Raw genomic sequence first — 25,524 nt, 5'->3', positions numbered from 1 at the left:
GGTGGGGGAGAATCGCCGCATGTCGACACCGCCGCCCGACCCGGCTACTCGGCGGATACCGCGTCCGCCCCGACCGGAGGTGCCGACCCAGCGGATTCCGCGCCCGGAGCCACCGACAGAGCAGCTCCGCGTCCGGCCCGAACTGGCCACCGAGAAGATCGCCCTGCCCCAGCAAGCCCCGCCGCCCGCACCGCCGAGGAAACGCAACACCCAGACGATCGTCCTGGTCGCCGTCATCGTGGTCGCCCTTGTGGTCGGCAGCCTCGCCGGCGCCGAACTGTACGCCCGGTACAAAGCGGCCGCCCTGCTGTCGAGCATCACCGACTGCCTGGTGCAGGACGGCGCGAATGTCTCCTTCTCGGTGAGCCCGCCGTTCCTGTGGCAGTACCTGTCCGGTGACTACACCAACATCTCGGTGGCCACCGACGGCAATCGGGTGCAGGAAGCCAAGGGGATGACCGCCGACGTCACCCTCAGCAAGATCGCGCTGAAGGACTCCGCCGACTCGAAGGGGACGATCGGATCCCTGGACGCGACCTTGTCCTGGACATCGAACGGCATAAAGGACACGGTGGCGCAGAACCTGCCGGTGGTCGGCAGCCTGGTCACCGGCGTACACACCGACACCGGCGCGGGCACGCTGATCATGGAGGCCGCCGGCGGCACGACGGTCACCGCTCAACCCGTGGTGACCGACGGCAAGCTGAGCCTGAACGTCACCGACGTCACCGGCCCGTTCGCCAAGGACACCGTCCAGACCGCGCTCAACGATCTGACCACCAAGCTCAACGACAACTACCCGCTCGGCATCAAGGCCGACAGCGTGCAGGTGACGAGCACCGGTGTGGTCGGCAAGTTCTCCAGCCGGAACGCGACGATCCCGTCCGGCACGAGCAATTCCTGCTTCGCCGATCTCTAGGCGACGAGCCTGATGGGCAGGTGACTGTGTCTGCGAATGATGTTGTTGACAGCCCACACCGGCCGGCCCGTCACCTCGATGCGATCCACGTGTTGGACCAGCGCGCGCAGGATGGCGACCGTCTCCAGCCGGGCCAGGCCCTGACCGGCGCAGGCGTGTGCGCCATTGCCGAAACCGACGTGCCGCCCGGCGTCGCGGCGGATGTCGAACGTCGCCGGGTCGTCCCAGGCGTCCTCGTCGCGATTGGCCGAGGCGTAGAGCACCAGCACCCGGGACCCGGACGGCAAGGTGGTGCCGGCGATCTCGCCGTCCTGGCGGACCCGACGGGCGAACGCCCGCAGCGGTGACTCGTAGCGGACGATCTCGTTGACCGCGGCCGGAATCAGATCCGGGTCGTCCTTGAGCAGGCGCCACTGTTCGGGGTGCGTGCCCAGCAGGTACAGCGCATTCGAGATCGCGCTGATGGTGGTGTCCAGTGACGGGGCGATGTAGTCGATCATCAATGCCGGGCACGCACTGTGGTCCAGCACGCCGGCGTCGGCCGCGGTCAGCAGTTCGTCGACGATGCTGCCGGGCAGGACATTGCGCTGCCGTACCACCCGGCGGGCGAACCGCAGCATCTGCAGCGCCCGCGGCATCGCTTTGACCGCTTGCCAATTGAGCGGTCCGAGGATGTCGAAAGTGGCCCCGCCCCATTCGATCAGGTGCTCACGCTGATCCCGCGGCCAGCCGACCAGATCGGGGACGATGGCCAGCGGCAGCGCGGACGCCAACTCCACGCCGTCGACGTCCCGGCGGCGCACCGCCTCTTCGACCACCGTGTTGGCCTGTTTCTCGACGGTGTCGCCGATGGCGCGCAGGGCGCGGGGCAGCAGTCGGTGCGCGACGAGTTTGCGTCGGTCAGCGTGCTCGTCGCCGTCGCTGGCCAGCGTGGTCCCATGGGACAGCTTGTTGGACAAGGTATTCAGGGACACACCTTCGCGGGACAGGAACTGCTCGTCGTCACGCAGGGTGGCCTTGCATTCCGGGTAGCGCGGCAAGGCGAAGCACTTGTGCCGGTCCAGCCACACCACCGGCCCGAGCCGGCGCAGCTTCTCATAATGCGGGTGCGGGTCGAGGATGGCATCGGTGCTGTACAGGTCGGCGGCATAGGTGGCGGTCATGAGATCCTCCTGGCCACGGTGAAATCCGGTCGCACGAGCAGGGTCTGGCCTCGCAGCCAGTCCGCGGTGGCGCCGGACACGATCTGTACGGTGGCGCCGCACGCGTCGGCGTGCGCCTGTTCGGCGTCGGAGAGCGGACGCGCGGACACCACGGCGAATCCGTTGCCCCACGGCGCGCCCGGGTACAGCCGGCCGGTGAGCCGGCTGCGGCTGACTCGGCCGTCGCGCACCTTCAGTGCCGGCGTGGTCGAGTCGACCATCTTGGTGCGCAACCCGGGGATCAGGTGCAATCGCGGTACGACGACGCGGCGCAGCAGATCACCGAGCCGGCCGCCGCTGGTCATCGCCCGGCCCACCATCAGGGCCAGCCGGATCATGGCCCGAGCGTGCGGTTTGCGTTCGCGTTCGTAGGTGTCCAGGACCTCGGGCGGCAGCTCGCCGCGCAGCACGCCGGCCAGTTTCCAGGCCAGATTCATCGCATCGCGCATCCCGGCGCCCATACCCTGGCCGATGAACGGCGGGGTGAGATGTGCGGCGTCGCCGAGCAGAAACGTGTTGCCGTGCCGCCAGCGCTGCGCGAGCAGGGCGCGGAAGGTGTACTCGGTGACCCGGACCAACTCCAGGTCGGGTTCCTCGGTCCAGGGTGCCAGCAGCGGGCGCAGTGCCTCCAGAGTGCCGTAGTCCGAGGCGGATTCGCCCGGCAGCAGCTGGAATTCCCAGCGGTAGCGGGCATCGCCGATACGCATATACGTGGCGGCCCGGCGGGTGCTGCACACCTGGTACACCCCATCCCACTGGCGAAGATCGGCGGTGGTGGCGATATCGACCACCAGCCACCGCTGGTCGAAGCCGAGGTCCTTCATGGCGACACCGATGCTGCGGCGCACCAGGCTGTTCGCGCCATCGCAGCCCAGGATGTAGTCACACTCGATCACCGCACCGTCGGCCAGGGTGATCCGGCCGGGCTCGACGCCGGTGACCTCGACCCCCGCGCGCAGATGAATCTGTGAGTACCGGGATGCGTTGTCCCGCAGGAGTGTCTCCAGCTCGGGCTGGTCGAACATGTTGGCCTGCGGGAAGCCGCAGCGCCCGGGCCCGCGGTGGAACCGGGCCATCACATTCAGCTGCTCGTCGACCAGTTGCAACCCGAGGGCGGGCCGGGAGATCTTGGCGAATTCGCCGGCCACACCCAGCCGGTCCACGATCCGGTACACCTCGTCATCGAGGTGTACGGCGCGGGGCTGCGGGTAGACGTCGGGCCAGCGCTCCAGCACCAGGGTCTCGATCCCGTACTGGGCCAGCAGGGTGGCGACGGTCATTCCGGTGGGCCCGGCGCCGATGACGGCCACCGAGACGTGTGTCACCGGTAGCGCACCGTCAAACGCTGCGCGCCAAGGTTGATCGCACCGTCATCGGTGCCGATCGTGGCTTCCACGATATCGCCGTCGCGCAGGTACTTCGGGTTGCCGGCCTGCCGCTTGAAGAACGCCTTCCACTTCACCGCCGGCGGCAGCAGGTTACCGATCATCTCGATCACCTTCGCCGGGGCCACCAGCGCGGTGCCGGCGGGGGTGCCGGTGAGCACCAGGTCACCGGCGGACAGATCCTGGAACCTGGTCAGCGACTGCAACGCCTGCAGCGGCCGGTACAGCATGTCCCCCTCCACGATCGCGTTCTGTCGCTGCGATCCGTTGACGCTCAACCGCAACCGGAGGTCGCCGAATCGCTTGAGCTCGTCGGCATCGAGTAGTACCAGCTCGGGGCCGGTCGGGGTGAACGTGGGGTAGGACTTGGCCTCGTAGAACTGGGTCTGGGGTAACTGGATATCGCGAGCCGACACGTCATTGGTGATCACCAGGCCGGCGATGACGCCGGGCAGGTCGGCCTCGGAAAGGGTTGTGCCCACCGGGATGTCGCGTCCGATGACCAGGCCGATCTCGACCTCGTAGTCCAGGAACCGGACATCCTGGGGCTTGACGATATCGTCGAACGGCCCGCTGATCGATGCCGAGGACTTACGGAAGAAGGTCAGGGGAACCGTCTTCGGATCCATGCCCGAGTCGCGGACGTGGGATTCGAAGTTGGTCATCTGCGCCACCACCCGGCACGGCGCGGTGACGGGGGAGACGAGCGCGAGGCTGTCCAGCGACACACTCTGGCCGGTGCGCGCCGCGTCGATGGCGGCCCGGTCGGCCAGCAGCGCGCCGGTGGTGGCAGCCTCGGTGTCGATCCGGGCGGCCCCGGTGGGCGTCTTGACCCACCAGGCGTCGGCAGTGCGCAACACGGAAATGGTCATGAGGAAGCAACTTTCAGTAGGCCGGCCAGGCGCCGGATATCGAATTCGTTGTCGCCGCGCAGTGCGGTCAGCAGGTGCGCGGCTTCATGGCGGACCGATTTCACGTCGGTACCCAGGAAGTCCCGGCTGACCGGCGGGCCCCACTGCGACAGGCCGGTGGCGGTGAACGGCGCCCAGCCGGGCTCCAGCGTGTTGTCGAACATGTCGCCGTCGGCGAAATGCTCGACCAGAAAGCCGTCGGGGTCGCGCCAGTAGTCGAACAGCTGGCTGCCCTGGATGTGCCGCCCGATACCCCAGGACCGGAAATAGCCACGCTCCCGCAGGTATTCGCCGCCGGCGGCCAGCGCGTCGAGGTCGCTGACCTGGTAGGCAGAATGCACGTAGCGGTTCGCCGGACCCAGCGCCAGGGCCAGGGTGTGGTGATCGGCCGGGGTGGCGCCCCGATCACATCGGATGAAGCTCATGGTGGGGCCGCGGTCGCGCTGGCCGGGGAAGTAGAGGAAGTCGCTGACGATCATCCCGAACAGGTCCAGGTACCAGTTCAAGGTCCGGCGGTAGGTGGTGGACTGCAGCACCACGTGACCGAGGCGCTGCACGCGGGCCGGCACCCGCGGGGGGCGCTGAGTGGCGTTGGTGCGGGTGACGGTGCGGCCGGTGTTGTGCACGAGCGGAGGTTGGACGGGCAGTTGCGGCAGGGTGTGCATGCCGGCGACCACCCGTACCGGTGTGCCGCCCGGGTCGGCGAGGTCGACGGCCAGCCCGCCGATCGCCTCCGGCAGCGCATGGGCCGCGACACCGGTGTGCTCTGCCAGCCGCAGCACGTCGACCTCGTCGGCGGCCTGCAACGCCAGACCGGCGAACCGGGTGGCCGGGCCCTGGCGCAACAGCACGCATGGTGCGTCCGCGTCGGTACCGCGCAGATGCACCTCGCTGGGGGTGCGCAGAGCGGTCTGGAACCCGAACGCGCGGGCGAACGCTTCGGCCCGGGTCAGATCGGGCTTCTCGAACTCCAGCCAGGCCAGGTCGACCACCTTGATGACCGGGTTACGCGAGCGTCCGGGATGTTCACCCTTGTGCGCGCCCTGCTCGCTGTGCAGGTCTTTGTGCACGTCAGTGTCCATACTGCCCCCTTTTCTGACGAAATCGTCACATGAGACGTGGCCGTCAGTCAATGTTTCTGACGAAATCCTCAGAAATGAGCTACGCTGCTGTGCGTGCCTGAAGCACCCGTGAGCCGGGTCGACTCCCGTAAGCGGCGCACCCGTGCCGCGCTGATCGAGGCCGCGCAGGCGTTCGTCGCCGCGGGCCGGCTCAATGCGCCGATCCTGGAGATCACCCAGGCCGCCGATGTCGGGATGGGCTCCTTCTACAACCACTTCGACACCAAGGAGCAGTTGTTCGAAGCGGCGGTGACGGAGGCGCTCGACGCGCACGGAGCCCTGCTCGATGCGTGTACCGCCGAGCTCGACGACCCGGCTGAGATTTTCGCGGCCGCCTTCCGATTGACGGGTCGGTTGTTCCGCAGCCGGCCGCAGGAGAGCCGGGTGTTGCTGGCCAATGGGATGGCCCTGTTGGTATCGGATCGCGGCCTGGCACCTCGGGCGCTGCGTGACATCAGGGCAGGGGTGGCCGCGGGGCGGTTCCGGGTCCCGGATCCCGAACTGGCGCTCGCGATGGCGGGTGGCGCGTTGCTCGGGTTGGGCAATCTGCTTCAGGCGCAACCTGATCGCGATGATGCGCAGGCTGCTGATGCAGTGACGGCGGACTTGCTGCGCCTGTTCGGCATGACCGAGGACGATGCACGCGAGGTATGTGCGCGTCCGCTGCCCGACCTCAGTGCCCGGGCCGAGGCGTCCTGACTCGCGCCGGGTCTAGAGGATGCCGAGGATATCGTTCTTCAACGCCTCGGCCTCGGTGCCGAACACCGCCTGCACACCGTTGCCGACTTCGATGACACCCGCGGCGCCAAGGCTTTTCAGTCGGGCCTGATCCACCTTCGAGGGGTCGGCGACCTCCATCCGCAGCCGGGTGATGCACGCGTCGACGTTGACCAGATTCGCCCGTCCGCCGAACGCGGCGATCACCTGCTCGGCCTTCGAATCCAGCTGCGCGTCGGCCCCCACGGGCACTGCGACGGCAGTCGCCGACTGGGCACCCTCGCCGAGGTTGGCCTGCTCCTCGGCTTCGAACTCGTCTTCCGGCTCGCGACCGGGGGTGCGCATATTCCATTTGACGATGGCGAACCGGAACAACAGGTAGTAGACGGCGAAGAACGCCAGGCCCATGCCGATCAGCAGCGGGATGTTCTTCGCCGCCGGCGCCGTACCGTAGAGCAGCAGGTCGATCAGCCCGGCGGAGAACGAGAACCCCAGGTGGATATCGAGCAGATAGGCAATCGCCAGCGACAACCCGGTCAGGACCGCGTGAATGACGTACAGCGGGAACGCCACGAACATGAACGCGAATTCCAGCGGTTCGGTGACCCCGGTGAGGAACGCCGTCAGCGCGGCGGCGGACAGGATGCCGACGGCCACCTTGCGCTGCTTCTTGTTGGCGACGTGGATCATCGCCAGCGCCGCGGCCGGTAACCCGAACATCAGGATCGGGTAGAAGCCGGAGGTCAGGATGCCCGCGCTCGGGTCACCGGCGGCGAACCGGGTGAGCTCACCGGTGACCGTCTGCCCGCCGGGGGTCTGGTAGTCGCCGTAGAGGAACCACACATACGAGTTCGGGATGTGGTGCAGCCCCAACGGGATCAGCATCCGGTTGGCGAAGCCGTAGACGAAGGCGCCGAACGCCCCGCTGGCGCCGATGAACTTACCCAGGCCGGTGAGGCCGGCGTCGAAGAGCGGGTAGAAGTAGCTCAGACCGAAGCCGATGAACAGCGCCGCCAGTGACACCACGATCGGCACGAACCGTCGTCCGCCGAAAAAGCCCAGATACGAGGGTAATTGGATGGTGTGGTAGCGGTCGAACAGCCACGCGGTGACGAGGCCGACGACGATACCGGCGAATACGCTGTAGTTGATCTGGGCCTGCTCACCGGATTTGTCCAGCTGGCCGGCCAGCACGATCGGCGACATGGTCTTGAACACCGCCTCGACCACCAGATAGCCGACCACGGCGGCCAGTGCGGTGGAGCCGTCGGCCTTGCGGGCGAAGCCGATGGCCACGCCGACGGCGAACAGCAGCGGCAGATGCGCGAACACCGCGTCACCGGCGGCGCTCATCGCTTTGAAGAACGCGCCGATCACCGGGGTGTCGATACGGCCGAGCAGATCGGGCTGCCCCAGTCGCAACAAGATGCCGGCCGCGGGCAGCACCGCGATCGGCAGCATGAGACTCTTGCCGAGGCGCTGTAACTGCGCAAATCCCGGAATCCGCGGACTACTTTGAGGTTTCGTCGACCCGCCCATTCGGGGAGCTTAAACGAGAACCGGTGAACCCGAGACCCGGTTGCGCCGGGATCGTAGTGTTGAGCACCATGACCACAGAAGTTCTCGCGCCGGTCCCCGGCCGTGCGGTGGCGCTCAGTGAGGTGCCCGACCCGGTATTCGCCCAGGGTATGGTCGGCCACGGTGCTGCCATCGACCCGCCCCACGCGGTGGTCGAGGCGCTGGCCCCGGTCAGCGGCACGCTGCTCAAACTCATGCCGCACGCCTATATCGTGCTGACCCCGGCCAAGGTCGGCGTCCTGGTGCATCTGGGCCTGGATACCGTCGCGCTGAACGGGGAGGGCTTCACCACCCACGCGACCCAGGGCCAGCAGGTCACCGCCGGCCAGCTCATCATCACCTACGACGTGCCCGCGGTGGTCGCCAAGGGACTCAACCCCGTCGTGCCCGTGGTCATCATGGACGAACGCGAACCCGGCCGTATCGCCCAGCGCACCACTGGCGAGATCGCCAGTGGTGCAGAGCTTTTCGTGGCGACAGAATAGTGGAAGTCGTCATCGCGCCCGATACCGGAACGCTCGGGATCCTCGCCGCCGACGCCATCAGTGCCCTGCTGGCGCGCAAACCCGACGCGGTGCTCGGACTGGCCACCGGCTCATCCCCGCTGGTCGTCTACGACGAACTGATCGCGCGTCACCAGGCCGGGCTGCTCAGCTTCGCCCAGGCCCGCGCCTTCACCCTCGACGAGTACGTCGGGTTGCCCGCCGAACATCCCGAGCGCTACCGCAACGTCATCGACGACGTGTTCGTCTCCCGCGTCGACTTCGCCCACGGCGCGGTGGACGGGCCGGACGGCTTGGCCGCCGACATCCCCGCCGCATGCGCGGCCTACGAGGACGCCATCCTCGCCGCCGGCGGGGTCGACCTGCAGATCCTCGGGATCGGCACCGACGGTCACATCGCGTTCAACGAGCCGGGGTCCTCGCTGGCGTCACGGACGCGGATCAAGACGCTGACCCGCCAGACCCGCGTGGACAACGCCCGGTTCTTCGACGGCGCTATCGACGCGGTGCCCACGCACTGCCTCACCCAGGGCCTGGCCACCATCATGGCCGCCAGGCACATCGTCCTCATCGCCGCCGGCGCGGCCAAGGCCGAAGCGGTGCACCACCTCGTCGAAGGGTCCGTGTCGGCCATGTGGCCGGCGACCATCCTGCAGCACCATCCCCATGTGACCGTGCTGCTCGACGATGCCGCCGCCCGGCGCCTGCAGCTGTCCGACTACTACCGCGAGGCCTACCGATCCAAACCGGATTGGCAGGGTATCTGAGTGCTGATCGCCGCCGACAACGTGCTCACCGGCGCGGAACTGTTACGGCCCGGGTGGATTGACCTCGCCGGTGACACGGTGCGCGCCGTCGGGGCGGGTCACCCGCCGGTGCCTGCGGACCACACTGCGGCCGTAGTGGTGCCGGGTTTCGTCGACACCCATGTGCACGGCGGCGCCGGAGCCGATTTCTCGGCGGGCACCCTGGCCGCGACATCGGCGGCAGTCGGGCTGCATCGCCGGCACGGCAGCACCACGCTGATCGCCTCCTTGGTCACCGCGGCGCCCGATGACCTGCTGCGCCAAGTCGGCGCGCTGGCCGAACACACCCGCGCCGGCCTGATCGACGGCATCCACCTGGAGGGCCCGTGGTTATCGGTCCATCGCTGTGGCGCCCACGACGCATCGCTGATGCGTGACCCGGATCCCGTTGAGCTCACCCGCATTCTGGACGCCGGCGGCGGTGCGGTGCGGATGGTGACGCTGGCGCCGGAGCGCGCCGGCGCGCTGGAGGCGATCGCCACGCTGACCGACGCCGGGGTGGTGGCCGCCGTCGGGCACACCGAGGCCAGCTATGCGCAGACCAGGGCGGCGATCGAGGCCGGCGCGACGGTCGGGACCCATCTGTTCAACGCGATGCGCCCCATCGGGCATCGCGCACCCGGCCCCATCATCGCGCTGCTGGAGGATCCGCGGGTGACCGTCGAGCTGATCACCGACGGAGTGCACGTCGACCCGGCCATCTACCGGCACGTGTGCCGAAGCAGCGACCGGGTCTCGTTGATCACCGATGCGATGGCGGCCACCGGTGGCGCCGACGGCTACTACCTGCTGGGCACCATGTCGGTCGAGGTGCGGGACGGGAAGGCACGGGTCGCGGGCACCGACACCATCGCGGGCAGCACCGCCACCATGGACGCGGTGTTCCGGTTCGCGGTCGCCCACAGCGGCCTGGGCCGCGATGACGCGCTGCTGCAGGCGGTGCGGCAAGCCACCATCAATCCGGCGCGTGCGCTGGGGCTGTCCCGTCCCGGCCTGGTGCCCGGGGCACCCGCCGATGTCGTGACAATGGATGCCGATCTGGGCGTGACCGGCACGCTCTACCGGGGGAGCTGGGTCGTCACACCTGGCGGCGACGGCGGCGTCGGTACCGCCACACCTTGATGGCGAGGTAGACGCCGGTGCCGATCAGCACCATGGTCGGACCACCGGGTGTGGTGGCGCCGTCATCGGGGCTGGGGACGTGCTTCGTCGGCGCAGCGTCCTCGGGTTCGGTCAGCGTCAGCTCCTCGATTGCCGTCGCGGCATCGCTCGCCGAACTGTCCATCGTCATATCCTGTGTCACCCTCATGCCTGTGGCCGCCATGCTGGCAACGGCTACGACTGTACAGAGTGAGGGTTACTGGCGGGTATCCGAGAAGTGCACCGGGTGTGCCGCGTCACACCGGCGGCCTGATCGCGCGGGTGGTGGCACGTGGAGTACCGCTCACGACGCTGAGGAGCAGGGCATGATGAGACGATGCCCGAACGCAATGTGCTCGGCGGTCCGCTGGAACCCTGTGGGACGGAACCGCTCACCGGCTTCTACCGTGACGGCTGCTGTTCGACCGGCCCCGAGGATCCGGGTATGCACTCGATCTGCGCGGTGGTGACGCGGGAGTTCCTGGACCATCAGCGTTCCATCGGCAACGACCTGTCGACACCGATGCCGCAGTACCGGTTCCCCGGACTGCAGCCGGGCGACCGGTGGTGCGTGACCGCACCCAACTGGCTGCGCGCCTACGAGGACGGGTGCGCGGCGCCGGTGGTGATGGCGTGCACACACGAGCGCACCCTGGACGTGGTGTCCTTGGAGGCGCTCGCCGAACATGCCGTCGACGTGCCCGACGACGCCAGCGATCTCTGACGGCCGAGCACGGTCCCGCAGGGCTGCGCCCACCGCCGGTGTAGCCCACCCGAACGTCACGGTGTTGGGTAGGCTCGGCGCTCAAATGATCGACTCTGACGACGTGCTACCCATCCTGCCGCGCGAGCTGACCACGATCTCCGACGAGGTCCGCGACGTCCCGGCGCCGGCGATCCCGCAGATCGCCGCACCGTACGCGGCCCGCCTGGCCGACCCAGATTCCGACGCCGAGCTGGTCTCGGAGTGGATGAACCTGCCGCATCTGGCCGAGGCGTGGGAGTACGACTGGCCGCCGGAGCGCTGGCGGCTGTACCTCAAGGCTCAGCTGGCCGGTACGTTCTCTCGCCCGTTCATCACCAGCCGCAAGGGCGAGCAGATCGGCTACATCGAATTGTACAGAGCGGCAAAAGATTCCATCGCCACGCGGTACGACGCCGATCCGTACGACCTGGGCATGCACGCCGCGATCGCCGACACGAAGCTGGTGAACCGGGGTATCGCCCCGCTCATCATGCCGAAGCTGCTGGCCGACCTGTTCGCCGCCGAGCCGCAGTGCCGCCGCGTGATGTTCGACCCCGACCACCGTAACCTCGGGGCCCGCCGGCTGGTGGAATACGTCGGATGCACGTTCTTGGGCGAGCATCAGATGTCGAATCGCCGGATGGCGCTCTACGTGTTTCCCCGGACCCCGGACGACATCCCGGAGCACGAATAGCCGCTCGGGGTCAGTGGGCCATCATCGCGGCATAGCCGTCGTGGTCGGGCTTCATCGCTGCGGCGACCAACTCCCACAGCACCTCGTCGGTGCCGCCGCCCACCCGGGCCAGCTTCATATCGCGCCACCACTGACCCAGGGGAGTCTCGTCGATGAGATAGCCTGTGCCGCCGAAGATGTGCATGCACTCTGAGACCACCTCTTCACCGAGGCGGGCCGCGGTGACTTTCATGGCGGCCGCGGTGCGCAGGTCCAGCTTCTTGCCGGCCGCGATGCCGGTCAGTGCGTGTCGCAGCATGTCCACCCGGGCCTGCAGGTCGGCGATACGCATCCGCAGAGCCTGGTGTTCGTACAGCGTGTGACCGAATTGGCGGCGATCCATCATGCGCGCCAAGGTGATTCCCAGCAGGCGTTGGCAGTTGCTGGCGACCTGGCCGGCCACCGACATCCGTTCGTGGGCCAGGCCCCAGGAGATCGCGGCCAGGCCGGTGCCCGCGCGGGCCACCAGCGCCTCGGCGGGCACCCAGGTGTCGATGTGCACGGCGGCGGTGTCCAGCGGCCCGGCGCCCACCTTGCGGTAGGGCGCCTGAACCCGTACCCCGGGATCGTCGAGCGGCACGGCGATGACGACGACGTTGCCCTTCCTGCTGGACGGGTCGTCGCCGACATCGCGCGCCACGGCCATCACATAGTCGGCGATGGGCGACAGCGAGACGAACTTCTTGACACCTCTGACCTCGAAACCGCCACGCGCCGAACGTACTTCGGTGCCGACGATCTGCAGGTCGGAGCCACCGGACTCCTCGGAAGCGCCGATGCACAGGACCGCGTCACCGCGGATGGCCCGCTCTGCGATATCGCGCAGATAGTCGTTGCGGGCGAATCGGCGCAGGATGGCGATCGCCGAATCGTGCAGACTCACCCCGACGGCGATACCGGCCGAACCCAGCTTTCCCAGTTCGATCGCCAACGCGATCACGTCCCCGACGTCGGGTTGCTGCGCGTCACCCCATTTGGCGGCGAACACGCCCTCCCGGCCCAGGTACTCGATGAGTGCGCGCGGAAAGTGCTCCGTTGCTTCGGCTTCGGTAGTCCAGGCCCTGACCTGATCGTTGAATACCCGCTCGAGCAGGGCGGAGAAGTCCTCGTCGGACGGCGCGGCGAGCGTCACGGTGCGGCCTCCAGATTGCGCTTGACCTCGAGCCTGCGCAGCTTGCCCGAGGAGGTGCGCGGCAAGGACCCGGGCCGCATGAACACCACTTCGGCAGGCACCACACCGCATTCGGAGGCGACGCGCTGCACCAGCGCACTGCGCGCGGCGGGTTCGTCGGCGCCCTTGAACTCCGCGGCGATCACCAGGCCGGGCCGCGTCGAGGAGCCTTCGGTGCCGATCGCGACCACCGCCCCCGGGCGGATTCCGTCGACCTGGGCGGCCACCTGCTCGATCTCGGTGGGGAAGATGTTACGTCCGGCCACGGTGATGATCTCCTTGGCACGTCCGCAGATGACCAGGCTGCCGTCCAGCAGGTACCCGATATCGCCTGTGGGAAACCAGTTTCCGTGCTTGACGGGGGTCTCGCCGAGGTATCCGGCCATCATGGACGTGCCCCGGATCTCGATCTCGCCGACTTCGCGATCGGCGATGCTGTCGACGAACTGCTCGCGTGGGGCGACCCGGATCTCCATCCCGGGGATCGCCTCGCCGAGCACCGCGTGCTTTCGGACGAAGCCGCCGTCATCGCTGACGACGTGGATCTCGTCGAGCCGCAGACCACTCCCGGGCGTGGGAACGCTGACCGCACAGTTGGATTCGGCCAGGCCGTAGGAGGGGGCGAGCGCGCCCGGGTCCAGTCCGAAGCGGGCCATCTCGGTGGCGAAACGTCGGCTGCCGTCGCAATCGACGGGTTCGCCACCGTTGAGGGCGAAGCGCAGGTGCGAGAAGTCCACGTCACTGACCAGGCGGGCGTATTTCCCGACGATGTTGTAGGCCATGTTCGGTGCCGCGGTCAGGGTGGCGCGGCTCTCGGTCAGCCAGGCCAGCCAGCCGAACGGTTGGGCGGAGAACGCCGAGGTGGGTGCGTGCCACAGGTCCGCGCCGCCGAGCGCGGTGGTGAGCAGGAAGGACAGCCCCATATCGTGATACAGCGGCAGCCAGGAGTGCCCGGTGTCGTCGGCTCCGACGCCGACGCGGTCCACCAGGGCCCGAAGATTGGCCAGCACCGCCTCGGGTGAAAGTTGGGCGGTGCGAGGCGTGCCCGTGGATCCGGCGGTGCCCTGCAGGACCGCGACGGCGCTGCCCACGGTGCCGTGGTGAGTGGTGGAGCGCTGGGCGTGCGCGACCGTGGTCACATCGGCGACGGTCACGTCGCCGCCGACGGATTCGAGATCGCGAAGGTGGGTGCCGTGGCTGAATACCGAGCGCACGCCGATGCCGTCGAAGCGCGACAGGGTGGCTCGGGCCCAGCGTTGCGGTTCGGCGCCGCGGACCGGTCCGGGCAGGATCGACACGGCGGCCCCGGCCAACAGGGCGCCGGCGATCGCGGCGATGAATTCGACGTTCGGATCGCCCACCAGGCCGACGGCCTGGGTGCCCTCGGCGCAGATGCGTTCGGCAACGTTCTCGGCGCGGGCGTGTACCTCTGCCCACGGATGGCGGTGCCAGGCGCCGGCGGCGGCGTCGAAGACGTGCAGATCGTTGTTCGACCCGGTCATCGCGGCCGAGAGGGCCTGGGCGAGGACACTCACGAGTTGGCCTGCCCGGCGGGCAGTTTGGCGGTGATGGTGTCCTCCAGCTGGCCGATGGTCTCGCAGCTGAGCAGATCTTCTTCGGTCAGGGCCGCATCGAGGCGATCCTCGATGGCCACCATGCCGACGGCGAACGCCACCGAATCCATGCCGAGATCGTCGATCAGCCTGGAGTCGCGGGTGACCTTGCTGACGTCGATGCTGAGATCGTCTCTCAGGACCGCGAGCAGTTCAGGGTTGACAGCAGCGGACTGTGACTGTTCCATGTCGGGGGACGCTACACCGGGCAGTTAGCTAAGGCTAGGCTTACACCGGCTCAGGCGCTGTTGGGTGTCTCACCAGGTGGGCCCCGCGAGCTCGGTGCTGCCCTGGCGTTTCCCGCCGTCGATGCTGACGAACGCCGGAACCAGCTCGCTGGTGACCAGGCCGTGCCGGGCGGTCAACTCGTCGACGACCGCGAATCCTGCCGCGATGCGGGCCGGCGTATCCACCACGATGGTGGTGACCGGTACCTGACGGCCCAACTGAATCAGCTTGTCCCCGTGTGGCTCATGGTCGCCGTGAAAACCCCAGATACCGCGCACCACGGTCACCCCGCTGACCGTGTGGTGTTCGCGCAGCCGATCCACCAGTGCGCGGTGGATCGGCGTGGCGCCGGTCGATGTCGACACGGTGCTCTCCGAGGTGTGGATCATCAGCTTCTGCCGCAGCGGACGCCCGGCTGCATCGGTCTCGGGCACCGCGGGCGGAGGCGCGATCAGCCGCCCATCACGTTTGCAGAGCTGGGCGCGTTCCAGCGTCATGGTGGCGCTGGGCACCAGCCGCGTCAGCTCCGGTGTCGCCGCCGCGACCTGCTCGCCGGTGCCCGCGGCGATGATCATCAACGGGACGTCGGTGTTGGCACTGAAGAAGCGCGCTCGCCTGCGCTGCCCGGCCACGGTGCCGTCGACTCCGAGGAAGACGGCGGCGCCGGCGAATCCGTGCGCATGCAGCACGTCGCAGACCGCGCGGTAGGCCGGACGGCCCTCGACGCGGGTCTGCCGCCCGATGTAGAGGGTGAGTTTGGCCTGGTCGGGCAGGGGGGCGTCGAGGAGTCGAGCCCGCTCCAGCGTCACGACGCCGCGGCTGATCATCGCCACGGCTTGTTCGGATATCGCGGTGATCCGTTCGGCGCGGTCCACCGCGGCGACGGCGACCGGCAGATCTTCCGACTGGGTCAGCGTCGCGTCGCTGCGCAGAACGTGGCGCGGACCGAACCCGGCGCTGCCGCGCAGCACCACACTGGTGGCGATCCGCTGCGAGCCGAACAGGTCCAGCAACTCGTCGGCGACGAAGCCGCGCTTACCGCGCAACCGCTCCCCGAAGTACGCCGTCAGCTTGAGATACTCCGTGCTCACACGAGCCTCCCGACGGTCAGTCCCAGCCAGGCCGCGCCCAACCCGAGCGCCACGCTGATCACGATATTGGCCACCGCCGGCCACACCTGACGCTCCTCGCCGAGCCGCTGTGTCTCCAGCATCCACGTCGAGAACGTGGTGTATGCGCCGACGAAGGCGGTGCCGGCCAACAGCGCGGCGTTCGGGCTCAGCGCCATACCGCCGAAGAAGCCCAACAGCCACGCCCCGCTGACGTTCACGACCAGCGTGCCGACAGGGAACGGCCGGGACAACCGCCTGGCCGCGTGTTTGGTCACCGCCTTGTCCACCAGGAACCGGGCCACCGCACCGAACCCGCCTATCACGGCGACGCCCATCCACACCGCGAAGGTCATCGGACCCGCGCCCGTCGCACCAGCGCCGTGGTGATGTGCATGGCCAGCAACCCGAGCACGATGCCGGCGACCGTGTAGGCGACGGCCAGGCCGTAGAAGCGGTGCTCCAGCATGGTCACCGTCTCGACCTGCATGGTGGAGAACGTCGTGAGGCCACCGCACAAGCCGGTGCCCAGCAGCGGACGCCGGTAGGCCGAGGTCGGGAGCCGCTCGAGCAGTCGGGTGGTGAAGTACGCGAGCAGCACCGTGCCGACGATGTTGACGAGAAACGTCGGCCACGGCCACTGTCCGGGCAGCACCGGCAGCGCATGCGCCAGCCCCGCGCGGGCCAGAGTGCCCAGTGCGCCGCCGGCGAACACGGCCGCCAGTTCACGTCGGTCGAAACCAGCCATGCCGCTCAGTATGTAGCCCGACGCGGGGACCGTTATGTTGGGCACACCATGACGGTCGTGCGGATCTGTGTACTGGGCCCGGTCCGTGCCTGGGTCCATGGCGAGCCGGCGGGCAGGAGCGAAGCGACCGGGGAATTCAAGCCCGTCGATCTGGGTGGCCCCAAGCAGCGGGCGGTGCTGGCCCGGCTGGTGCTCGCGCACGGTCAGGTGGTGTCGGTGGACCGGCTCATCGAGGATCTCTGGGAGGGCGAACCGCCGCCGAAAGCGCTGGCGGCGCTGCAGGCCTACATATCCCACCTGCGCCGGGTGCTCGAACCCGGCAGGCAACGCCGAGCCGCCGCCCAGGTGATCGTCAGCGCCGCACCCGGATACTGCCTGCGGCTGCCCGACGACGCCGTCGATGCGTGGTCGGTAGAGGCGAAAACGATTGCCGCCGAGTCACAGTCGGATCTGCTGGAAGAGGTGCTCACCGAATGGACGGGTGATCCCTACGTGGAGGTCGCCGACACGCTCTGGGCGGCACCGGAAGTCGCGCGGCTGACCGAGCTGCGGCTGTCGGCGGTGGAGTCCTACGCCGCTGCCCAGTCTGCTCTGGGTCAGCACGCGGTGGTGCTACGGGTGCTCGAACCCCATGCCCGCGATCATCCGGGCCGTGAGACCGCCGCCTGCCTGCTGGCCGCCGCCCAGTACCGGGCCGGGCGTCAGGTCGCGGCCCTGGAGGTGCTGCGTCGCACCCGCGAATACCTGACCGACGAGCTCGGGCTCGAACCCGGCCGGCCACTGCGTGATCTGGAGCGCGACATCTTGCGCCAGGCCGAGCACCTCGACCCCATCGCGGTCGCGCCCGCCACGGCCACCCCCGTGGCCTCGGCTCCGACGAGGTCGCGCACCCGGGGCCGGGCCGGTGAACTCGCCGCCCTGGAGACGGCCGCCACCACCGCACGGCGCGACGGACTGAAGGTGGTGTGGATCGGCGGCGAAGCCGGAGCGGGCAAGACCACCCTGGCTGACACGGCCACCGCCGCGCTGCACCGGGCCGGGTGGACGGTGGTGTTCGGGCGCTGCCCGGAGGTCGACGGCGCGCCACCGGGCTGGGCCTGGACCGAGGTGATCGACCCGTTCCGGTCGAGTATGGATCCCGGGCAGGCGGGCGCCCTGGCGCCACTGCTGCACGACGGCCCGGCTACCGACAGCGGCGCGTTCTGGCTGGCGCACACCCTGGCCGAGGTGCTCGGCGACGCCGCGACCGCCCAGCCCCTGGCGATCGTCCTCGACGATCTGCACCGCACCGACGGTCTGACCCTGGAACTCCTGCGCCTGGTCTCCGACCGGCTCGGTGACCGGCCGGTGCTCGCGATCGGCACCTACCGCCCGTCGGAATCGGGTGCCGAACTCGATATGGCCCGCGCCGCGCTGGCCAATCACACGGCCGCGCATCTGATGCTCACCGGGCTGGACGACGCGGCCATGGTCGAGCTGGCCACCGACTGCGGGCTGCCCACGGTGACCGGAGCGACCCTGAAGTTGTTGCGGGACAGAACCGGTGGCAATCCGCTGTTCGTCCGTGAGATGGCCCGGCTGATGGTTGCCGAAGGAGCCGACGCAGCGCACGGCCGCGTGCCGGCCGGGGTGCGCGACGTGGTACGCCGCCGCCTGGCCCGGCTGCCCGGGCAGACCGCCACCGCCCTGCGGCAGGCCGCGGTGCTCGGCCGCGAAGTGGACCTGGATCTGTTGGAGGAACTGTCCCGCAGCGACGACGATCTGCTCGATGCGCTCGAACCCGCAGTACTGGCCGGCTTGCTCGACGAACCCGCGCCCGGCCGGATCCGATTTGCGCACAGCCTGATCCGCGACACTCTCTATGACGACACGTCACTGCTGCGCCGGACCCGGCTGCACGCCACGGCATTGAGCATGTTGCGCGCACGCGGCACCGACGCCGCGTCGCTGGCTTACCATGCGGTGGCCGCCGCGACTCCCGAAACCGCCGCCGAGGCAGCAGAATTCGCGACGGCAGCCGCCCAGGAGGCCGATGCGGTCGGCGCGCCGGGCGAGGCAGCTCGGCAGTGGCGGGCCGCGGTGCACATGCTGGAACTGGCGGCTGCGGATCCGCAGCGTGCGGTACCGGCCCGCTGCGGGTTGATCTCGGCGCTGGCCCGCGCGGGTGACGCCATCTCGGCGCGCGAGGAACTCAACCGCACCGTCACCCTCGCCGCCGGCGACGACGATCTGTTGGTGCGTGCGCTGACCGCGTTGGACAGCCCGCTGGTCTGGCGGCTGCGAACCGGCGATCACATCGACCCCGTCATCGTCGAACCGCTGCGCCGGATCCTGGCCCGGGACCACCCGCCGCAGGTGCGGGTCCGGCTGCTCATCACCTTGTTCAAGGAGGTCGAGGGTGCCGAGCACGAGGTGGCGATGGCGGCCAGCGTGGAGGCGCTGGAGCTGGCCCAGGCGCTGCACGCGGCCGACCCCGACACGCATGCCCGGCTGTTGTGCGCGGCGCTGAACGTGCGTGCCTTTGCCGCCCTTGGTCCGGACCTGGCCGATCAACGTCAGCCGATGGCCGCCGAACTGCTGAAGGTGGCACAGGATTGCGGTGCCGTGGACTACCAAGCGGTGGGGCACTGGCTGCTGTTCCTCGCCGCATCGGGCCGCTCGGATCTGGCGGCTGCGCTTGACCACGTCGATCAGGCCGTGGCCCGGGCCGGCACCGGTCAGCTGGCCTTTCTGCTCGGCGTGCTCGACGCCTATTCCGCCCAGTTGACGGTGCTGGCCGGTCGCCCGGACGAAGGGGAGGCCCGGTACCTGGCCGCCGGTGTCAGCCTGGCCGAGCATGGGGTGGCCAACGGGGTGCTGGTCGGTCTGGTCGGACGGGTCAGCGCGGCGCTCAGCCGCGGGGACCTCGCACCGATGGCCGATGAGCTGCTGGTGCTGCACCGCACGATCTCGGCCACGATGGCCGACGGCGCGGTACTGGCGCTGATGTCGGCGGGCAGAATCGATGAGGCACAAGAGGTCTGGGCCCAGCGGGTACCCACCGAGCGGTCTTATTACTGGGTGGCGATGACGACGCTGCGGGTGCACGCCGCCGTGGCCGTGAGCGATCTGGCGGTAGCGAAGGCGGAGGCCGCCGAGTTGTTGCCCTACAGCGGGCTGATGGCCGGGCTGGACAACGGCACCCTGCTTACCGGGCCGGTGGACGAGGCGCTGGCCGTGCTGGCCGAGGCCACCGGCGATACCGCCGCCGCGGCCCGCTACCGGCGGGCCGCGGCGGAACTACGCACGCGCCTGGCCGCCGAGGCCGCGCGGCTGCTCCGCTAACCGAACACCCGGCGCTCAAAGCGCTTGTGGCGCCGTGACATCAGCTTGATGAACCCGATGAGCAGCGGATTCGCCTCTGCCGCCAGCTGCGCGTACTCCGCCTCGGTTGCCGCGCCGACGATGCGCGGGCCGTCGAAGGACATCCGCCCGGCGCGCTGGGCCGCCTTCTCCACGATGGCCCAGTCGGTGACCGACACATGCCGGCGGATCACGCCGAAGAGTTCGCGCTCCTCGTCGGCGATGTGCTCGCACACCCGTTGGTGCAGGTCGGCCAGCGCGGTGGCCAGCGGTGCCGCCGTCGTCGGGCCGGGTGCCTTCCCGAAGGCGGTGGCCAGTGAGGTGATGCGGTCCAGTCTGGGGTCCAGGGCGGCGTGGTCGTCGGTGAGCTCGGACAGATCGACGAAACTGCCCGCCGAGGCCGTCACGATCGGCCACAGCACCTCGTCCTCGACGGTGTGGTGATGGTGGATGGATTCGCACAACAGGTGGACGTAGCGGGTGACGTCCTTCGGATGAGCGCAGGTGTGGGTGCTGCCGGCCACCGCGGCCAGCAGTTCGGCGAGCCGACCGACGTCATTGATCATGGCGCGGTGGGCCATGGTGATGCCGGACAGGTCGGGTTCGGTGCTCTGTTGCGCGGATTTTGGTGAGCTGTTCATGCCGCATACGTTGTCGCGCGGCACTTGTGGCGCACTTGCGGCGGGCTTGCAAGATGTGCGGAACAATCGAGGACATGGCCCCCAATCCACGCGCCGGCAAGCCGGCCGATCCGTCCGACCTCATCGACATCGCACACGTGGTGACGGCGTATTACACCGTCTTGCCGGATCCCGACGACATCGCCCAGCAGGTCGTGTTCGGGACGTCCGGCCATCGCGGTTCCAGCCTGGACGGCGCGTTCAACGAGGCCCACATCCTGGCCACCACGCAGGCCATCGTCGAGTACCGCACGGCGCAGGGCACCACCGGGCCGCTGTTCATCGGCCGCGACACCCACGCCTTGAGCGAGCCGGCGTGGGCGTCGGCGCTGGAGGTGCTGGCCGCCAACGACGTGGTCGCGATGATCGACGCCGCCGACCGCTACACTCCGACGCCGGCCGTCAGCCACGCCATCCTGACCTTCAACCGCGGCCGGGACACCGACCTGGCCGACGGTATCGTCGTCACCCCGTCGCACAACCCGCCCCGCGACGGCGGATTCAAGTACAACCCGCCCAACGGCGGGCCGGCGGATACCGATGCCACCGGGTGGATTGCCAAGCGCGCGAACGAGATTCTGCGCGAGGGCATCAAGTCGGTGAAGCGGGTGCCGCTGTCGCGGGCATTGCAGATCGCGCAGCGCCACGACTACCTGAACGCCTATATCGAGGACCTGCCCAATGTGGTGGACCTGCACGCCATCCGCGCCCAGGGCATCCGCATCGGCGCCGATCCACTGGGCGGGGCCAGTGTGGACTACTGGGGTGCCATCGCCGAACGGCACCAGCTGGACCTGACGGTGGTGAACCCGCTGGTCGACGCCACCTGGCGGTTCATGACGCTGGACACCGACGGCAAGATCCGGATGGACTGCAGCTCGCCCAACGCGATGGCCTCGCTCATCGCCAACCGCGACCTCTATCAGATCGCCACCGGCAACGACGCCGACTCGGACCGGCACGGAATCGTCACCCCCGACGGCGGGCTGCTCAACCCGAATCATTTCCTGGCCGTGGCCATCGACTACCTGTACACGCACCGGCCGTCGTGGCCGGGTTCGACGGCAGTCGGTAAGACGGCCGTCAGCTCGTCGATCATCGACCGGGTGGTGGCGGGATTGGGCCGCAAGCTGGTCGAGGTGCCGGTCGGGTTCAAATGGTTCGTCGACGGGTTGATCAGCGGCTCAATCGGATTCGGCGGCGAGGAGAGTGCGGGGGCGTCGTTCCTGCGCACCGACGGCTCGACCTGGACCACCGACAAGGATGGCATCATCCTGGCGTTGCTGGCCTCGGAGATCCTGGCGGTCACCGGTTCTACCCCGTCGCAGCGCTACGCGAAGCTGGCCGAGAAGTACGGTGCGCCGACCTATGCCCGCATCGATGCGCCCGCCGACCGGGAGCAGAAGGCGCGGTTGTCGAAGTTGTCGGCCGACCAGGTCAGCGCGACGGAGTTGGCCGGTGAACCGATCACCGCGAAGCTGACCACGGCGCCGGGCAACGGGGCACCGCTGGGCGGGCTGAAGGTGACCACCGAGAACGCCTGGTTCGCGGCCCGGCCCTCGGGCACCGAGGACGTCTACAAGATCTACGCCGAGTCGTTCAAGGGGGCCGAGCATCTGGCACAGGTGCAGCAGGCGGCCAAGGACGTGGTGAACGCCGTCATCGCCTGAACCGGAGTCCGGAGTGGTTGTCTTCTGAAGGTTGTCATCATGTGATGACGCACTCCAGCAGAGAGGCACCCGGATGTGGGTGCCTACAGTCAACGGGTGAGTTCTGTTACGGAGGACGACTGTAAGCAGCGGCTACCCGGTGAAGTGTGGGTGCTGATCACCGCCAACGCGGTCATCGCCCTCGGGTATGGCGTGGTTTCTCCCGTCCTTCCGCAATACGCCCGCAACTTCGGCGTCAGCATCAGCGCCGCGACCTTCGTCATCACCGCGTTCGCACTGATGCGGCTGTGCGCGGCGCCGGCCAGCGGCCTCTTCGTGCAGAAGCTGGGGGAGCGGCGCGTCTACCTGAGCGGCCTGCTGATCGTCGCGGTGTCCACCGGGGTGTGCGCCTTCGCACAGACGTACTGGCAGCTGCTGCTGTTCCGCTCGCTGGGCGGGTTCGGATCGGCGATGTTCACGGTGTCCTCGCTCGGTCTGATGATCCGGATCTCACCGCCGGATGCGCGCGGCCGGGTGGCGGGCATGTTCTCCAGCGCTTTCCTGGTCGGGTCGGTCGGCGGACCGGTGCTCGGCGCGTTGACCGCAGGACTCGGGCTGTCCGCGCCGTTCGCGATCTACGGGGTGGCGTTGGTGGTGGCGGCCGGGGTGGTCTGGGTCAGCCTGCGACACTCGCCGCTGGGGGCGCCGGCCGACCACAGCGGGCCGACGGTGACGGTGCGCGATGTGCTCGGCAACCGCGCCTACCTGGCGGCCCTGTTCTCCAACTTCGCGACCGGGTGGTCGGTGTTCGGTCTGCGGATCGCGTTGGTGCCGCTGTTCGTGACCGAGGTGCTGCACCGCGGGCCGCGGATGGCCGGGCTGGCCTTGGCGGTGTTCGCCATCGGGAACGTCGCGGCGGTGATTCCCAGCGGTTACCTCTCCGATCGGGTAGGCCGTCGTGTGCCGTTGATCACCGGGCTGGCGATTTCCGGAGTGGCGACCCTGCTGGTCGGGCTGGCGTCCTCGCTGACGCTGTTCATGGCTGCCGCATTCGTCGCCGGGGCCGCGGCCGGCGTGTTCACCTCGCCGCAGCAGGCCGCGGTGGCCGACATCATCGGCAGCAAGGCGCGGGCCGGCACGGCGGTGGCGACCTACCAGATGATGTCCGACGTGGGGGCCATCGCCGGATCCCTGGTGGTCGGGCAGATCGCCCAGTACCTGTCGTTCGGGTCGGCGTTCGTGATCAGCGGGGTGATCCTGCTGATCGCCGCGTTGGGGTGGGTTTTCGCGCCGGAGACCCGTCAGATGACGTCGCAAGCCCACACTCCGGCCCGTCCGCTCGGCCCGGAGGCGGGTGGAGAGCTTCCGTGACCAGCGGTTTTGAACCAGGGGTACGGGTGGTGTACTTTCGGTGAGCACAAGTTACGGGGCTATGGCGCAGTTGGTAGCGCACCACACTGGCAGTGTGGGGGTCAGGGGTTCGAATCCCCTTAGCTCCACGTTCGAGAACCCGCTTCGACCACTGGTCGGGGCGGGATTCTTGTTTGCGGGGCTGTGTCGTATCCGCCCAAATGTCCTAACCTCTGTCCTACGGCGGGCGAGAACACCGCCGACGCGGCGGTCGGCCGGTCGTCGGTCACGCGCCCGTAGACGGCCTGAGTCATCCGCTCGGTGTGGCCGTGCCACGCGGCAACGACATCGGCGGGGACTCCCGCTGCGCGCATCCGAGAGATACTGGAGTGCCGCAGCTTGCCGAGCGTGATCGCCTTGAGACCCGCCGCCTTGTGCTGGGCTGCGAACTCCCGGCTGTAGTCGCGCACCGGCAGCGGCGTGCCGTCCGCCCGCGAGAGCAACAGGTCGGCGTCGGCCAGCGGTCGGCCCACAGCCAGGCGCTCGCGCAGGTGCACCGAGCGCATGGCCTTGATCATTGCCATCTCGCGCTGAGGCACCGGCAGATCGCGGGCGCTGCGTCGGTTTTGGTGGGCACGATCATGTCGCGCCCGTTGACGTCAGAAGGGTGCTCACTTTTCGACCGGAGCCGACACTTGGGCTGGTGATATCGCTCGTTCTTGCGGATAGCCGATGACAACCATGGTTCTATTGCGCGGTCAAGGGAGTCGAGTGACAGCGCCGGGATGAAGATCTCGCTTGGCCGGCCGTGGTTCTGCGAGAATGGTGAGGATGGACGGCTCAGCGCCCCGACCGCCGGTAGGTTCGGCGACGAAGCCGGAGCAGATTCGCGAAGCGGCTATGAAGTGCTTCGCCGAGAACGGCGTCGCAGGAACGTCGCTGCAAATGATCGCTGATGCTGCGGACGTGAGCATAGGTCTCATTCAGTACTATTTCGTTACCAAGGGGCAGTTGATCGAGAGCATCGACCGACATGTTCTGACCGTCTTTCGTGATGCGCTAGGGGTATCGCCGGGCACGGACGACGTTGCCAGCGCCAGTGAAGTTGGTAGCCAGTTCGCGGAGTTGATGCACTACAACCCCGCGATCATGGACTATGTCGGCCGGGCTCTGGCTGAGGGTGGAGAGGTCGGGAGGGCTATCTTCGACGGCCTGTATGCCATCAGTGAACAACAGGGCGTCGCCTTCGCGGCTCAAGGCTTGACGCCTGATGACCTTGATTCGGTGTGGGCGGCGATGCTCCCACTGATTATCCGGGTGGGGACAATCGTGCTGCGCCCGCACGTTGAAAGGCGCCTTGCTGGATCTCTTTACGACTGGGACGAAACATCGCGGTGGGACGCCGCGGTTCTCAGGCTTATCCAGAAAGGTCAGTTCAAGCAACAGTAAGTTGCTCGCTGGGTTGCGATCAACGTATGCCTGGAATTGAGATGAGTATGCGGCCCGGCACTCTTCGAGCAACTTGGCACTAAGAGAATGCCTGTGGCCGTCTGTCGTGAATGACCTCGGCCGATTCCGCAGCTGGTGTCCGTGCTGCACCCAGAGCTCCCGTCCACCTCGCACCACGCGCACCATCGTCATGATTGTCGTGTCCGCCGGATACCACGGCTATGGCGATTGTTGAGACGCCATCTCATCGTTGGCAGCCGGCGCGATGTCTCCGGGCGCAATGTCGACTTGGAATTGCTTTGTGCCCCAACCATCATTCACGACGAACTCGACACGTTTCGGCCGGCCGAGCAACGTGGTGGTCACCACGACGCCGGTGGTACCAGCTGGCACCACCGGAACATTCAGTCCGTCGATTCGGCGGC

25 protein-coding genes and 1 tRNA gene are annotated in these 25,524 nt (G+C 68.4%); 12 read left to right on the top strand and 14 right to left on the bottom strand.

Going from position 1 to position 25,524, the window contains the following annotated elements; translation table 11 throughout:
* Nucleotides 1-19: 19 nt before the first annotated feature.
* Nucleotides 20-919 (top strand): LmeA family phospholipid-binding protein, encoded by a 900-nt coding sequence (locus H7J86_RS06530; protein ID WP_267289998.1) that lies wholly within the window; start codon nt 20-22, stop codon nt 917-919.
* Here the strand turns inward: H7J86_RS06530 and H7J86_RS06525 are convergent.
* Genes H7J86_RS06525 through H7J86_RS06510 form a run of 4 tightly spaced genes read right to left on the bottom strand, consistent with a single transcriptional unit; the run spans nt 916 to nt 5,499 of the window.
* Nucleotides 916-2,082: a cytochrome P450 gene (locus tag H7J86_RS06525; RefSeq protein WP_267289996.1), complete on the bottom strand. Its 1,167-nt coding sequence runs from the start codon at nt 2,080-2,082 to the stop codon at nt 916-918. The genes H7J86_RS06530 and H7J86_RS06525 overlap by 4 nt on opposite strands.
* Nucleotides 2,079-3,401: a bifunctional 3-(3-hydroxy-phenyl)propionate/3-hydroxycinnamic acid hydroxylase MhpA gene (gene mhpA / locus H7J86_RS06520; protein WP_372517239.1), complete on the bottom strand. Its 1,323-nt coding sequence runs from the start codon at nt 3,399-3,401 to the stop codon at nt 2,079-2,081. Before mhpA ends, H7J86_RS06525 begins: the two co-directional genes overlap by 4 nt.
* A gap of 41 nt (nt 3,402-3,442) precedes the next feature.
* A complete protein-coding gene (locus tag H7J86_RS06515; protein WP_267289992.1) occupies nt 3,443-4,378 on the bottom strand; it encodes a fumarylacetoacetate hydrolase family protein in 936 nt (311 codons plus the stop codon).
* Entirely contained in the window at nt 4,375-5,499 is a 1,125-nt protein-coding gene (locus H7J86_RS06510) for a VOC family protein (RefSeq protein ID WP_187098768.1), read from the bottom strand. Before H7J86_RS06510 ends, H7J86_RS06515 begins: the two co-directional genes overlap by 4 nt.
* Nucleotides 5,500-5,592: 93 nt before the next feature.
* Between H7J86_RS06510 and H7J86_RS06505 the strand changes: the two genes are divergently transcribed.
* Nucleotides 5,593-6,237, top strand: coding sequence for a TetR/AcrR family transcriptional regulator (locus H7J86_RS06505; protein WP_372517226.1), 645 nt, complete (start codon nt 5,593-5,595; stop codon nt 6,235-6,237).
* A 12-nt stretch (nt 6,238-6,249) separates the two neighbouring features.
* Here the strand turns inward: H7J86_RS06505 and H7J86_RS06500 are convergent, their stop codons facing one another.
* Nucleotides 6,250-7,794 carry a PTS transporter subunit EIIC gene (locus H7J86_RS06500; RefSeq protein WP_267289990.1) on the bottom strand — a complete coding sequence of 515 codons (1,545 nt, stop codon included), beginning with the start codon at nt 7,792-7,794 and terminating at the stop codon, nt 6,250-6,252.
* Nucleotides 7,795-7,862: 68 nt separating this feature from the next.
* On the opposite strand from H7J86_RS06500, the gene H7J86_RS06495 reads away from it, so the two are divergent.
* The 3 genes from H7J86_RS06495 to nagA are packed head-to-tail and all read left to right on the top strand — an operon-like array spanning nt 7,863 to nt 10,264.
* On the top strand, nt 7,863-8,318 hold the full coding sequence (locus tag H7J86_RS06495; protein ID WP_267289988.1) for a PTS sugar transporter subunit IIA: 456 nt from the start codon (nt 7,863-7,865) through the stop codon (nt 8,316-8,318).
* A complete protein-coding gene (nagB, locus tag H7J86_RS06490) occupies nt 8,318-9,103 on the top strand; it encodes a glucosamine-6-phosphate deaminase (RefSeq protein WP_187098771.1) in 786 nt (261 codons plus the stop codon). Before H7J86_RS06495 ends, nagB begins: the two co-directional genes overlap by 1 nt.
* Complete coding sequence (nagA, locus tag H7J86_RS06485) at nt 9,104-10,264, top strand: N-acetylglucosamine-6-phosphate deacetylase (protein WP_267289986.1); 1,161 nt, start codon at nt 9,104-9,106, stop codon at nt 10,262-10,264.
* Here the strand turns inward: nagA and H7J86_RS06480 are convergent.
* A complete protein-coding gene (locus H7J86_RS06480; RefSeq protein ID WP_090355245.1) occupies nt 10,221-10,451 on the bottom strand; it encodes a hypothetical protein in 231 nt (76 codons plus the stop codon). The two genes, nagA and H7J86_RS06480, sit on opposite strands and share 44 nt — an antisense overlap.
* A 168-nt stretch (nt 10,452-10,619) precedes the next feature.
* Here H7J86_RS06480 and H7J86_RS06475 point away from each other — a divergent pair, with 168 nt between their 5' ends.
* Together H7J86_RS06475 and H7J86_RS06470 are read left to right on the top strand one after the other, a co-directional pair.
* Nucleotides 10,620-11,006, top strand: coding sequence for a DUF2237 family protein (locus H7J86_RS06475; protein ID WP_090355242.1), 387 nt, complete (start codon nt 10,620-10,622; stop codon nt 11,004-11,006).
* 85 nt (nt 11,007-11,091) lie between these two features.
* A complete protein-coding gene (locus H7J86_RS06470; protein ID WP_267289984.1) occupies nt 11,092-11,721 on the top strand; it encodes a GNAT family N-acetyltransferase in 630 nt (209 codons plus the stop codon).
* A 10-nt stretch (nt 11,722-11,731) separates the two neighbouring features.
* On the opposite strand, the gene mbtN is transcribed toward H7J86_RS06470, so the two are convergent.
* From mbtN to crcB (H7J86_RS06440), 6 genes are read right to left on the bottom strand one after another with little or no spacing between them, the layout of a single operon-like run.
* Nucleotides 11,732-12,892: a mycobactin biosynthesis acyl-ACP dehydrogenase MbtN gene (gene mbtN / locus H7J86_RS06465; protein WP_267289982.1), complete on the bottom strand. Its 1,161-nt coding sequence runs from the start codon at nt 12,890-12,892 to the stop codon at nt 11,732-11,734.
* On the bottom strand, nt 12,889-14,466 hold the full coding sequence (gene mbtM / locus H7J86_RS06460) for a long-chain-fatty acid--ACP ligase MbtM (protein WP_267289980.1): 1,578 nt from the start codon (nt 14,464-14,466) through the stop codon (nt 12,889-12,891). Before mbtM ends, mbtN begins: the two co-directional genes overlap by 4 nt.
* Nucleotides 14,463-14,756, bottom strand: a complete 294-nt coding sequence (locus H7J86_RS06455) for an acyl carrier protein (RefSeq protein ID WP_267290616.1) — start codon at nt 14,754-14,756, stop codon at nt 14,463-14,465. Before H7J86_RS06455 ends, mbtM begins: the two co-directional genes overlap by 4 nt.
* Before the next feature lie 45 nt (nt 14,757-14,801).
* Nucleotides 14,802-15,863 carry a DUF190 domain-containing protein gene (locus H7J86_RS06450; RefSeq protein WP_090355228.1) on the bottom strand — a complete coding sequence of 354 codons (1,062 nt, stop codon included), beginning with the start codon at nt 15,861-15,863 and terminating at the stop codon, nt 14,802-14,804.
* On the bottom strand, nt 15,860-16,237 hold the full coding sequence (crcB, locus tag H7J86_RS06445) for a fluoride efflux transporter CrcB (protein ID WP_267289978.1): 378 nt from the start codon (nt 16,235-16,237) through the stop codon (nt 15,860-15,862). The genes H7J86_RS06450 and crcB (H7J86_RS06445) overlap by 4 nt, the downstream gene beginning before the upstream one ends.
* Nucleotides 16,234-16,629, bottom strand: coding sequence for a fluoride efflux transporter CrcB (gene crcB, locus H7J86_RS06440; RefSeq protein WP_090355222.1), 396 nt, complete (start codon nt 16,627-16,629; stop codon nt 16,234-16,236). Before crcB (H7J86_RS06440) ends, crcB (H7J86_RS06445) begins: the two co-directional genes overlap by 4 nt.
* 48 nt (nt 16,630-16,677) lie before the next feature.
* Here crcB (H7J86_RS06440) and H7J86_RS06435 point away from each other — a divergent pair, with 48 nt between their 5' ends.
* Nucleotides 16,678-19,953 (top strand): ATP-binding protein, encoded by a 3,276-nt coding sequence (locus tag H7J86_RS06435; RefSeq protein ID WP_267289976.1) that lies wholly within the window; start codon nt 16,678-16,680, stop codon nt 19,951-19,953.
* Here the strand turns inward: H7J86_RS06435 and H7J86_RS06430 are convergent.
* Entirely contained in the window at nt 19,950-20,612 is a 663-nt protein-coding gene (locus H7J86_RS06430; RefSeq protein WP_267289974.1) for a hemerythrin domain-containing protein, read from the bottom strand. The genes H7J86_RS06435 and H7J86_RS06430 overlap by 4 nt on opposite strands.
* A 74-nt stretch (nt 20,613-20,686) precedes the next feature.
* Here H7J86_RS06430 and pgm point away from each other — a divergent pair, with 74 nt between their 5' ends.
* The 3 genes from pgm to H7J86_RS06415 all read left to right on the top strand — a co-directional run bounded on the left by pgm (nt 20,687) and on the right by H7J86_RS06415 (nt 23,799).
* A complete protein-coding gene (gene pgm / locus H7J86_RS06425; protein ID WP_267289973.1) occupies nt 20,687-22,321 on the top strand; it encodes a phosphoglucomutase (alpha-D-glucose-1,6-bisphosphate-dependent) in 1,635 nt (544 codons plus the stop codon).
* A 96-nt stretch (nt 22,322-22,417) separates the two neighbouring features.
* A complete protein-coding gene (locus H7J86_RS06420) occupies nt 22,418-23,671 on the top strand; it encodes an MFS transporter (RefSeq protein ID WP_187098783.1) in 1,254 nt (417 codons plus the stop codon).
* Nucleotides 23,672-23,726: 55 nt separating this feature from the next.
* A tRNA-Ala gene (locus H7J86_RS06415) sits at nt 23,727-23,799 on the top strand.
* On the opposite strand, the gene H7J86_RS06410 is transcribed toward H7J86_RS06415, so the two are convergent.
* Nucleotides 23,791-24,249 carry a tyrosine-type recombinase/integrase gene (locus H7J86_RS06410; RefSeq protein ID WP_267289971.1) on the bottom strand — a complete coding sequence of 153 codons (459 nt, stop codon included), beginning with the start codon at nt 24,247-24,249 and terminating at the stop codon, nt 23,791-23,793. The two genes, H7J86_RS06415 and H7J86_RS06410, sit on opposite strands and share 9 nt — an antisense overlap.
* Nucleotides 24,250-24,481: 232 nt before the next feature.
* On the opposite strand from H7J86_RS06410, the gene H7J86_RS06405 reads away from it, so the two are divergent.
* Entirely contained in the window at nt 24,482-25,099 is a 618-nt protein-coding gene (locus tag H7J86_RS06405; RefSeq protein WP_267289969.1) for a TetR/AcrR family transcriptional regulator, read from the top strand.
* Nucleotides 25,100-25,524: the final 425 nt, after the last annotated feature.

The sequence above is a fragment of the Mycobacterium hackensackense genome (genome assembly GCF_025822555.1).
Classification (GTDB): domain Bacteria; phylum Actinomycetota; class Actinomycetes; order Mycobacteriales; family Mycobacteriaceae; genus Mycobacterium; species Mycobacterium fluoranthenivorans.
Note: the sequence above shows the minus strand (reverse complement) of the source record. Positions and strands in the feature narration are given on the sequence as shown.